The sequence below is a fragment of the Hydrogenoanaerobacterium sp. genome (genome assembly GCF_032017025.1).
Classification (GTDB): domain Bacteria; phylum Bacillota; class Clostridia; order Oscillospirales; family Ruminococcaceae; genus Hydrogenoanaerobacterium.
In genome coordinates this window covers 1-9,457 of the sequence record NZ_DALZQO010000041.1, presented here as the reverse complement: position 1 = coordinate 9,457, position 9,457 = coordinate 1, and the positions used below count along the sequence as shown (strand labels likewise).

The 9,457-nt window shown below is 44.8% G+C and carries 16 protein-coding genes; 5 read left to right on the top strand and 11 right to left on the bottom strand.

Annotated elements, in window-relative coordinates; translation table 11 throughout:
* Positions 1 to 410 precede the first annotated feature (410 nt).
* Complete coding sequence (locus RTV33_RS15395) at positions 411 to 1,292, top strand: GGDEF domain-containing protein (RefSeq protein ID WP_312645731.1); 882 nt, start codon at positions 411 to 413, stop codon at positions 1,290 to 1,292.
* A 91-nt stretch (positions 1,293 to 1,383) separates the two neighbouring features.
* Here RTV33_RS15395 and RTV33_RS15390 read toward each other — a convergent pair whose 3' ends face one another.
* The 5 genes from RTV33_RS15390 to RTV33_RS15370 form a co-directional block, all read right to left on the bottom strand.
* Entirely contained in the window at positions 1,384 to 1,794 is a 411-nt protein-coding gene (locus RTV33_RS15390) for a bacteriohemerythrin (protein WP_312645729.1), read from the bottom strand.
* A 108-nt stretch (positions 1,795 to 1,902) separates the two neighbouring features.
* On the bottom strand, positions 1,903 to 2,037 hold the full coding sequence (locus RTV33_RS15385; RefSeq protein ID WP_312645727.1) for a FeoB-associated Cys-rich membrane protein: 135 nt from the start codon (positions 2,035 to 2,037) through the stop codon (positions 1,903 to 1,905).
* Positions 2,038 to 2,041: 4 nt separating this feature from the next.
* Positions 2,042 to 4,201 carry a ferrous iron transport protein B gene (feoB, locus tag RTV33_RS15380; protein ID WP_312645725.1) on the bottom strand — a complete coding sequence of 720 codons (2,160 nt, stop codon included), beginning with the start codon at positions 4,199 to 4,201 and terminating at the stop codon, positions 2,042 to 2,044.
* A gap of 80 nt (positions 4,202 to 4,281) precedes the next feature.
* The gene (locus RTV33_RS15375; RefSeq protein ID WP_312645723.1) at positions 4,282 to 4,503 is read right to left on the bottom strand and encodes a FeoA family protein; all 222 of its coding nucleotides are present in this window, start codon (positions 4,501 to 4,503) and stop codon (positions 4,282 to 4,284) included.
* A gap of 54 nt (positions 4,504 to 4,557) precedes the next feature.
* A complete protein-coding gene (locus RTV33_RS15370; protein ID WP_312645721.1) occupies positions 4,558 to 4,767 on the bottom strand; it encodes a FeoA family protein in 210 nt (69 codons plus the stop codon).
* A 391-nt stretch (positions 4,768 to 5,158) separates the two neighbouring features.
* Here RTV33_RS15370 and RTV33_RS15365 point away from each other — a divergent pair, with 391 nt between their 5' ends.
* Positions 5,159 to 5,371 (top strand): hypothetical protein, encoded by a 213-nt coding sequence (locus RTV33_RS15365; protein ID WP_312645718.1) that lies wholly within the window; start codon positions 5,159 to 5,161, stop codon positions 5,369 to 5,371.
* Between the two features lie 13 nt (positions 5,372 to 5,384).
* Here RTV33_RS15365 and trxB read toward each other — a convergent pair whose 3' ends face one another.
* The 6 genes from trxB to RTV33_RS15335 all read right to left on the bottom strand — a co-directional run bounded on the left by trxB (position 5,385) and on the right by RTV33_RS15335 (position 8,026).
* The gene (trxB, locus tag RTV33_RS15360) at positions 5,385 to 6,311 is read right to left on the bottom strand and encodes a thioredoxin-disulfide reductase (RefSeq protein WP_312645716.1); all 927 of its coding nucleotides are present in this window, start codon (positions 6,309 to 6,311) and stop codon (positions 5,385 to 5,387) included.
* A 93-nt stretch (positions 6,312 to 6,404) separates the two neighbouring features.
* A complete protein-coding gene (locus RTV33_RS15355; protein WP_312645714.1) occupies positions 6,405 to 6,818 on the bottom strand; it encodes a hypothetical protein in 414 nt (137 codons plus the stop codon).
* Positions 6,819 to 6,937: 119 nt separating this feature from the next.
* Positions 6,938 to 7,105, bottom strand: coding sequence for a hypothetical protein (locus RTV33_RS15350; protein WP_312645711.1), 168 nt, complete (start codon positions 7,103 to 7,105; stop codon positions 6,938 to 6,940).
* Between the two features lie 168 nt (positions 7,106 to 7,273).
* Complete coding sequence (locus RTV33_RS15345) at positions 7,274 to 7,459, bottom strand: hypothetical protein (RefSeq protein ID WP_312645709.1); 186 nt, start codon at positions 7,457 to 7,459, stop codon at positions 7,274 to 7,276.
* A 186-nt stretch (positions 7,460 to 7,645) separates the two neighbouring features.
* A complete protein-coding gene (locus RTV33_RS15340; protein WP_312645706.1) occupies positions 7,646 to 7,852 on the bottom strand; it encodes a hypothetical protein in 207 nt (68 codons plus the stop codon).
* Between the two features lie 15 nt (positions 7,853 to 7,867).
* Positions 7,868 to 8,026 carry a hypothetical protein gene (locus RTV33_RS15335; RefSeq protein WP_312645704.1) on the bottom strand — a complete coding sequence of 53 codons (159 nt, stop codon included), beginning with the start codon at positions 8,024 to 8,026 and terminating at the stop codon, positions 7,868 to 7,870.
* 170 nt (positions 8,027 to 8,196) lie between these two features.
* On the opposite strand from RTV33_RS15335, the gene RTV33_RS15330 reads away from it, so the two are divergent.
* Genes RTV33_RS15330 through RTV33_RS15320 form a run of 3 tightly spaced genes read left to right on the top strand, consistent with a single transcriptional unit; the run spans position 8,197 to position 9,374 of the window.
* The gene (locus tag RTV33_RS15330) at positions 8,197 to 8,550 is read left to right on the top strand and encodes a hypothetical protein (RefSeq protein ID WP_312645702.1); all 354 of its coding nucleotides are present in this window, start codon (positions 8,197 to 8,199) and stop codon (positions 8,548 to 8,550) included.
* Complete coding sequence (locus RTV33_RS15325; RefSeq protein ID WP_312645700.1) at positions 8,516 to 8,701, top strand: hypothetical protein; 186 nt, start codon at positions 8,516 to 8,518, stop codon at positions 8,699 to 8,701. Before RTV33_RS15330 ends, RTV33_RS15325 begins: the two co-directional genes overlap by 35 nt.
* Before the next feature lies 1 nt (position 8,702).
* Positions 8,703 to 9,374, top strand: coding sequence for a GH25 family lysozyme (locus RTV33_RS15320; protein ID WP_312645698.1), 672 nt, complete (start codon positions 8,703 to 8,705; stop codon positions 9,372 to 9,374).
* Positions 9,375 to 9,457 lie beyond the last annotated feature (83 nt).

Sequence of the window (9,457 nt, the reverse complement as noted above, 5' to 3'; positions counted from 1 at the left end):
TTAAGCCCTTATAGGGCTCGTGCAAGCCACCCCTTTTAGGGGTGGTCTTGACTGAAATTTTATACAAATATAGTATAAAATCAGTTAAGGGGAAATAAATTTTAAATGTTAGAATTTCATGCCTGTTGTGAGAAAATGCTGCTCGAATTGCCCTTGGGGAATTTTTTAGATAAACTTTATTCTTTATAAGAAGGAAAATTGCTGATTTTCGCCTGTAATTTACTAGGGTTGCGTTATATGGCCACCCTTTCTCTCCATATATTTGCTTCTTTGTCCTCTGTACTGGCATTCTGAATCCTAATTCCAAATCGTCTTACAGGCGCCACCGTAAATCTTAAATTAGCCGACGACAGAAAGCGTTTAAATAAATGTTTCATTGATATCAAAGGGGGGCGTTGTCATTGAATTCGATGGACGTGCAATTTTTAATGGATTTTATAAATAAGTTTAATAAGCTCTACGATTTAATACGGGTGGTTGATCCGGTAAAAAAACAGATCATCCGATATAATGACTTGTCGGACGAGCATTATTCTTCGATTTGTTATGAATATTGGAAGAACGGAACCCATTGTGCAAACTGTGTTTCCATTAGGGCAGCCAATGAAGATAATACTTTTGTTAAAATTGAATACAATAAAGATAAAATTTATATGGTGACTGCGAGCCCTGTAAATTTGGGCAATAAACAGTATATTGTAGAATTACTGAAGGATATTTCGGAAACGGGAATTGTACCGGATTTAAAGGGGAAGACAATTGAAGAAATTGATGCTATTATTGAGCTGCTGAATAAAGAGGTTATTACAGATGAGCTGACGCAAGTGTTTAACAGGCGATATATCAACGAACGCTTGCCCATAGATTTATACGATGCACAACTCAACAGCAAACAATTATCAGTAATACTGTTGGATTTAGACCTTTTTAAACTTATAAACGATACTTATGGGCATGCCGCTGGGGATTTTATTCTACGTGAAATATGTGATATTATCAAAGATATTGTAAAAGATAGAACCCATTGGGTTGCAAGGTATGGTGGAGAGGAATTTTTAATTTCTTTGCTTGACACTGAGAAATCTGTCGCCAATGAAATTGCACAGGAGATTAGAAAAACAGTGGAAGAAGCCAAATTCGAATTTGAAGAACATAAGATACGAACGACCATAAGCCTAGGCTGCTATACGGTTCAGGATGAAGGATTAAGTTTTGGTGAGCTGCTGACCAGGGTTGATCAAAATCTATATAAGGCGAAGCAGAGCGGGCGAAACATGCTGATTTCCAATTAAAAAAACAAAACAGGCAGCCGATAAACGATAAAAAGACTGATGCAGATTTCTGCACCAGTCTTTTTCATTTCGTTAAGGCATGGCCAAACGTTTATTTGCTTTTTAAACCTTTGGCATAAACGCCTATTTTTTTATCCTGCATTGAAATATGCTGAATCAGCCAGTCAACAACCATTTGATTGGCGTTGATGATTACTACGATATTTCCGCCGGATTGTTCATAATCTTGTTTTAGCTTGTCCAATTTAGCAATGAACTCAGTATGTAATTTTTTTTGAACAGGGTACTCGGGGTAATTCATTTCGAGCATATACTTTTCTTCATCGCGAAAATGCATTTTTGTGTATTCGTCTAAGAAATCGAGCAATTGCAAAATAAACTCTTTTGCTTTTCCGCTTTTGCCTGCTTCAAACAGTTGGTCTGCTTTCTCAAACCAAATTTTATGCTGCTTGTCAATAGCATCTACACCAACGGACAAATCAGACGTCCAACTTGTTGCCATAAAGCACTGCCACCTTTTCAATTTAATATGTTAATTCCATTATATGCCTAATTGGTATAGAATGCAATCCCCAGAACTCGAATTGAGCCGGTGGCAGTAGAATATTGTCTATTTATGGCACTCGCCCGAGCGTGGGCAGCCGCTGCAACCCGAGCAGCCGCCCTCTTTATGTCTTTTGTAGGCCTTATAGCCAGCTAGTACCATTGCGCCGATTACGATTGTACCAATAATCCAGGTTGCCATAAAATCATCCTTTCTGATATGCGTTTGCAGCAACTGTAACGGGTGTTTTCGATTTGTTGGGGTTATAAGTTCTCAACAACAGCCACAGCACAAATACCACCAAAGCAATGGCTACGATTGCACCGAAGCCAAAGCTGCCGCCGAGGAAGATAACATTGCCGAGTTGGTTAATAATAAAGGCTGTTCCGTAAGCTAAAATTGTCTGATAGCCAAGAGTAATCCAAGTCCACTTCCAGCCTCCCATCTCACGCTTTATGGCACCGATTGCAGCAAAGCAGGGTGCGCAAAGCATATTAAATACCATAAACGAGAACGCCGAAACACTGGTGAACATTGCCGCAACGCTTGCGAGCAGTGTGGGGTCATCTTCGGCAACCTCGCCAAGCCCGTAAAGCACACCAAAGGTTCCGACAACGTTTTCTTTTGCCACAAGGCCTGTTACCGTTGCAACCGCAGCCTGCCAGTTACCAAAGCCAAGCGGGGCAAAGATGGGGGCGATCAAACCACCGATAGCAGCAAGCATGCTTTCTGACTCTTCAACCATCTGGAGCGACCAGTTAAAGTTTGAAAAGAACCAGATGGCACCGGATGCGACGAAAATGATGGTACCGGCTTTTACTACGAATGCTTTGCCGCGCTCCCACATATGGGTCAAAACGCCTTTTGCACCGGGGATATGGTACTGTGGTAGCTCCATTACAAATGGTGCAGGGTCGCCTGCAAACAGTCTTGTCTTCTTGAGGATAACACCCGAGATGATAACCATGAGAATACCAAGAAAGTACATCGACGGTGCTACCCACGACGATTCGGGGAACAGGGCGCCGCCAATCAGTGCGATAATCGGCAGCTTTGCGCTACAGGGGATGAACGTTGTGACCATGATGGTCATCTTTCGATCCTTTTCGTTTTCAATGGTGCGCGAAGCCATAATACCGGGTACGCCACAGCCGGAGGAGATCAGCATGGGGATAAACGACTTGCCGGAGAGCCCAAACTTACGGAAAATTCTATCCATAATAAACGCCACACGTGCCATATATCCGCAGTCTTCCAGCAGAGAAAGGAAGAAGAATAAGACGAACATTTGAGGTAAAAAGCCCAGTACAGCGCCTACGCCACCAATGATTCCATCAACAATCAGCCCCTGCAGCCAGTCTGCTGCGCCCACAGCAGCTAAGCCCGCGGTTGCCCATTCGGTAATCCAGCCGCCGAACAGGGTGTCGTTGGTCCAATCGGTTATGAGCGTACCGATACCGAGCGATGAAACAGATGCATAATATACCAGCGACATAACAACGGCAAAGATAGGGAGCGCAAGCCAGCGGTTGGTGACGATACGGTCAATTTTATCCGAGACCGTCATGCCGGTGTTGCGCTTATGTACACAGCTTTTGGTAAGCTTAGAGATGTATTCGTAGCGCTCATTGGTGATAATGCTTTCGCTGTCATCGTCCATTGCGCTTTCACATTCCGCGATGATAGCATCCAGGCGAGTTTTGGTTTCTGTGTTCAGGGCAACCTGTTCTAAAACCTTTTCATCCCGTTCAAACAGCTTGATGGCATACCAGCGAGCATGCTCACCCACCGCTATGTTATCGGCAACCTTTTCAATCTGAGTAAGCGCGTCCTCTACGGGGTGGCTGAAGGTGTGCTGGGGAACCGTCATGGCTTTTTGCTGTGCCAGTGCGACTGCACGCTCTGCAACCGCCTTGGAGCCAATGCCTTTGAGTGCGGAGGTCTCGATCACCTCGCAGCCGAGGGCAGCGCTTAGCTTGGAGATATCGATTTTATCGCCGTTTTTGCGCACAATGTCAATCATGTTCAGTGCGATAACAACAGGGATACCCACCTCGACAAGCTGCGTGGTGAGGTACAGGTTACGCTCAATATTAGAGGCATCTACCAAGTTAATGATGACATCGGGCCTGTCGTTGATGAGATAGTTTCGGGTGACGACCTCTTCTAAGGTATAAGGGGATAAAGAGTAGATTCCGGGCAGATCCATAACCACAACATCTTTGTAGCCTTTCAGTTTACCCTCTTTTTTCTCTACCGTAACACCCGGCCAGTTGCCAACATATTGTGAGCTTCCTGTCAGGTCGTTAAACATGGTGGTCTTGCCGCAGTTGGGGTTACCGGCAAGCGCTATCTTAATTGACATGCCCCATTCCTCCTAGTAATATTTAATTAGCTTAAGCTAACTGAATGTCCTAAAATAGGCAGACAGCCTTGCGGTGTCTGCTACGCTACTTCAATCATTTCGGCGTCCTGCTTGCGCAGCGATAATTCGTAGCCGCGTATGGTTACCTCAATCGGGTCGCCCAAAGGTGCTACCTTACGCACATAAACTGACGCGCCTTTGGTAATGCCCATATCCATAATTCTGCGCTTTACGGCCCCTTCGCCGTGCAGCTTGACAACGGTTACGGTTTCACCGCAATTGGTTGTTCTCAGTGTTTTCATGTTGCTCCTCTGCCTTTCATTCAATCATCAGTGCATTTGCCGCTTCGTCACAGGTTATACCAAAATACGGCTTGCCATCCCTTTGCTTATGGCAACACGGGTATCCTTAACATTTACAATGAGGTTGCCTCCCATTTCAGAAATTACGGTAACAGAACCGCCCACCACAAAACCAAGGCTTTCAAGAAAACGGCGGGTTTCATCTTTACCATGGATTGACTTAATGGAATTTTCTGCACCGGAACGTGCCATGGATAACGGCATATTACCACTCCTTTAGTTAGTAAGAGCTAACTTCATAATTAACTTAACGGGTTAGCAAAAACTAACCCTTTTCAATTTCATAGTTTACCATTGCTAACTCATTTTGTCAATAGAAGTACAAAATGTTTTTGTCATGTTTTTCTTCGTACTGTTGGGCAGATCGTTGATTTTGCATTACCTGCTTTCATTTTAACATCAATTTTTTGGATTGCAAATTTATAAAGTTTGCAGAAAATGAGATCTTTGCTAAATTTTAATACGGTATGGAACATGATTTGCCCCATACCGCTTTAAAGGATAATGCAATTGAATTTTAGGCTCTTTCGTGTATACTAAATTTTGGAACCTTTTGCTTGTATGGTGCATAAGCTAGAGGATGGAGGTGATGAACATGAACCTGAGAAACAATCAGATAACCATTGGCGAAATTCTTTCCAACCCGCAGGCGAAGAGAATTGCACAGCGTGAATTTTCTTCGCTGATGAACCCATTTATGCTGGGTATAGCAAAAAACATGACATTGCAGCAGGCGTTGGGTTACGCCGGTAATCGGATGTCGCAAGACCGAATTCAAAAAATACTGGAAGAACTAAAGGCTATTTAAATACTGCCTCTCACTAATCAGAAAGTACATTGATATAGTTTGCAGCCTGAAATGCTGCAACGGCACCATCTGCTGCTGCGGTAATAATCTGCCGCAGCAGTTTTGTTCGATTGTCTCCCGCGACATACACGCCCGGGATAGCAGTAGTGCAGTTTTCATCTGCTACAAGGTATCCGGCAGAATCCAGCGCGAGGGCCGAAAATATCTGATTATCGGGTGCGAGCCCGATTGCAATAAACACCGCATCAACCGGTAGAACAGAGCTTTCATCGGTTTGAGAATTTTGCACATGAACCGAAGAGACTTTGCTTTCTCCGCGAATTTCCTGCACGGTGGTATCGTACAAAACGGTAATATTTGCCCGGCTTAAAACAGCATCGCGCATCACTTTTTCTCCGCGTAAGGCTTCGCTGCGGTGGATGATATACACCTTTTCACACAGGTTGGATAAAAACAATGCATCCTCAAGGGCGGTGTTTCCGCCGCCCACCACGGCAACCGTTTTACCGCGGAAAAATGCCCCATCACAGGTGGCACAGTAGGATACGCCCCTGCCTGTAAACTCCTCTTCACCCGCACAGCCAAGCGTGCGGCGCTGTACGCCGTTTGCAATGATAACGGCCTTGGCGGCATAGGTGTTTTCAGCGGTGGTAACGGTCTTTTCCGTTCCATCAAGCTGAACCGAGAGCACCTCTTCAAAGCGGATATCTGCCCCTTGGTTGATTGCCTGCTGATAAATGTTGTTGGAAAGGTCAGGCCCCGAAATTTTTTCAATCGACGGATAGTTTTCCACCTCACTGGAAACGGAAATTTGCCCGCCGTACATATATTTTTCAAACACAAGCACACTTAAACCCGCCCGTATTGCGTAAACGGCAGCAGTTAAACCGGCACATCCGGCGCCGACAATAATTACATCAGTCATGGTAGAATCCTCCATATCGCATGATAACAGTATTTATTTGTACTAATCCAAATATACCTAAATTCTCAACAAAATACAAGGGATAGTTTTATGCTTTGCTCGCTTCGCTTATGGACATGCCGGTTTGCGCGGGGTGTTCAACTCTACAAAGTTGATGTCAAAAAAGCGAATTGCGGCGGCAAGCAGGACAAGTAGGCTTGCAACGTGATTCATTTTACCGGAACAACGCGCAACACAGTTGGGCTGTGGCTTGCAAAGATTTTCTCCGGAAAGCTGGAAGAAGAATACAAGCGCAATCAAAATCATAACACTGGAAAGAAATCGTATCGGAAATACATCGGGCAGGCACTTGCAGCAATCTTCCTGAGTTACACTGCAGATAAGCTGCTGCCGTTGAATGGAAGTAGCATGCAGCGATAAAAACACTGCGGCAATAATGACGATTATGTAGAATTGCGACTGATCGATGACACAGAGCTGCTGTTGTATTTCTTTCGGCAAACAATGTAAACTAGATTTCATTGCAGGCACCACCAATTTCGTTAAGATGATACATTCTATACAAGACTGAAAAATATGTTACTTTTCACATAAAGAAAGCAAAAGCCAGCGCATTTAGGGTGCTGGCTCAATTTTTTTGTTTATTGGGTACGCAGCTTTGTCACATATTCCTGCATCTCTTCAAACGAACGTACATCACTGCGCCTTACCTTGCTTTGAATCTCTGCGGGCAGGGAATAAAAATATTCGTAGCTCGACAGGTCCTGATCCAAAAGATCGGACAAGCACAGATGGAAGGATTCCGACATAAATATCACCTCAACTTTTTAGCAGATGCTCGGCACATTGTTTTAATTCACCGAGTGTTGCAATCTCTGCCCCCGAATCAGCAATCTGTTTTTGTACGGAAGGGGGAAGTGAATTATAATATTCATACAAATCAGGGTTGGTTTTATAAAAATCGGCGGGCATTGCTATCACCTTTTTTTCATCATAGTATCGGCAAATGCTTCAAGCTCTTCGCGTGAATGAATTTCATCGGCATGCTCGTTGATTGCCTGCTGAATCTCGATTGGCAAGGTTGCAAAATAATCGCCTGCACCTGTCTGCGTCAGTATTGCGGTCAGCCCAAAAATAACATTGGCATTATAAGCATCGTTCATTGACATCACCTCCACTATTATTGTCTGCTGTTTTAGCAAAAACATAGGAGGAAAATGCAGGGCATTGAAACGCCCGAATAAAAAGCCGCTAAAAACTTTATGTTTTGGCGGCTTTCTATTTGGGCCTATCGGTTTTGTCGACTTCACCGGCTTGATTGGCCGAACTGGTTTTAAGGGCGGACGCGCTTATTTATCTCCCGCAAGCAGGTTTTCGGCATAACGGTGCAGCTCGTCCTCCGACTGGATATTACCGGTGCGCTGCTGTATCATGCCCTGTATATAATCGGGCAGAGACATAAAGTATTCTTTGGCACTTGCACTTTGGCTCAGCAAATCGTTAAGCCCGCCCTTAGCAAATGCGCCGTTGTGAAAGCTGCTGTTATTTTTTGACATGATTTCACCTCTGCATCATTTTGATTTCATTAGATTCTCTGCACATTGGCGTAGATCTTCCAGTGTTTGTACGTCGGGGTTGCACTGCATGATGTTTTCCTGTACAAAGGGCGGCAGCGAGCAAAAATATTGCTGCATGGCTTCATCCTTATAAGGGTTTACGGGGCATGGCATTTTCATCACCTCCATGACTATTGTTTGTTTTTTCAGCAGAAAGATGGTAGGAAAATAATGCCTGTTCATAATATTTTGTTTTAATAAAATTTAAAAGCGTGTAGTTTTTGCCCTTCAAATTCCCAACTGCTGTGTTTTGCGACGATGATACAAAAGGAGGAATGAGTTGGGTGTTGGAATTTATTGTAGGCTATTGGGTGGAGGTTTTGTTCAGTACGGCGCTTTCGCTGCTGGGAATTGCGTATAAAAGGCTTGCAAAGCGCATTAAAGAGCAGGATGCAATCAAGCTGGGCATTAGAGAGCTGCTGCGCGACCGCATTATACGGGTGTACAATCACTCTTATGATGCGGGTTTTTGCCCGATTTATGCACTCGAAAATGCGGTGGCAATGTATGAGCAATACCATGCGCTGGGTGGCAACGGCACAGTAACCGAGCTGCTTGATCGGCTCAAAGAGCTGCCTACGGGCCGGAAGGAGGGAAACAAGTATGGCGATGAAAGAGCGTATAGCAAAACTGATTAATGTAAAAAGTATTGTTACAATACTGCTTACGCTGGTGTTTGCCTATCAAACCTGTGCAGGTGCTGTTTCAGAAAGCAATTTTATGGAAATTTTTAAGCTGATTGTTATCTTTTATTTTGGTACGCAAATCGGAAAGGCTGGTGGAGAATAGCATGGCAAAACTTCATGTCATTGACATTAGTGAGCATAATGTGCGCAACGGCAGAATTGACTGGGAAAGGGTAAAAGCAAGCGGTGTGCATGGTGTGATGGTGCGCATTGGCTGGGCCGGTTTTGATGGTAAGCTGATGGTGGATAAAAGCTTGGATGATTCCATTACACGCGCCCATGCCGCCGGGCTTGGTGTGGGGCTTTATGTGTACAGCTACTGCACCGGTGCAGTAGCTGCACGCGCTGCTGCACGGCAGGCAGCAAAAATTGCAAACAGCTACAAGGGCAAAATCACCTATCCCATCTGCTTTGATGTGGAAGAAACTGTGCTGCCGCACCTAACAAGGTTAGGCAAATCGAAGCTGACCGATACGGTTGCGGCATTTTGCAATGAGGTGGAAAAAAGCGGCTACTATGCCATGTGGTATACCTACACCTATTTTGCGAAAGCGTATCTCGATATCAAACGCCTTGCACCATACGACCTGTGGGTGGCGGATTACCGCAGCACCGTAACATGCCCGTGGGACACTCCGCACGGTATGTGGCAGTATAGGGGCGACGAAGGGAGATGCGATGGGGTAACGGGCGCGTGTGACCGCAATTATGCCTACAAAGATTACCCCGCTATAATTCGGGCGGCGGGGCTTAATCATCTCACGGGTGTAAAATAAAAAAAGACGGAGCTGTGCGGCTCCGTCTTTTTGCGCTCTGCTTTAGCAGGTGCGTTAGGCGTCTTGCCGCCTAATGCACAAAT